Source organism: Tritonibacter sp. SIMBA_163 (assembly GCF_046535935.1).
GTDB classification, from domain to species: domain Bacteria; phylum Pseudomonadota; class Alphaproteobacteria; order Rhodobacterales; family Rhodobacteraceae; genus Epibacterium; species Epibacterium scottomollicae.
On the sequence record NZ_JAWJBP010000911.1, the window covers coordinates 1 to 252 of the forward strand.

Here is a 252-nt window from a genome sequence, read left to right on the forward strand (position 1 = left end):
CGGGCAATATGGCATCGAGTCCCTTTATGCACAATCGGAAAAAATCCAAGCGGCCGGCATCATTGTGGCAGAGCTGTATGAGGGCCCCCTGCCGAAACAAGCCATCTCGCTAGCCCAATTCGCTGAAGCGCAAGGAGTTCCGTTAGTCAGCGGCATCGATACCCGTTCGGTCATCCAGCACGTCCGGGAAACGGGCACGATGCCGGCACAGCTGCTCCCTGGCAATACGCCGGAAGAGCCTTGGCAATTGCT

The 252-nt window shown here is 57.9% G+C and carries 1 protein-coding gene; it reads left to right on the top strand.

The genetic code is table 11. The annotated features are described in order from the left end of the window. A partial coding sequence (locus R0J92_RS24980; protein WP_411053665.1) for a carbamoyl-phosphate synthase domain-containing protein occupies positions 1-252 on the top strand: 252 nt, incomplete at both ends.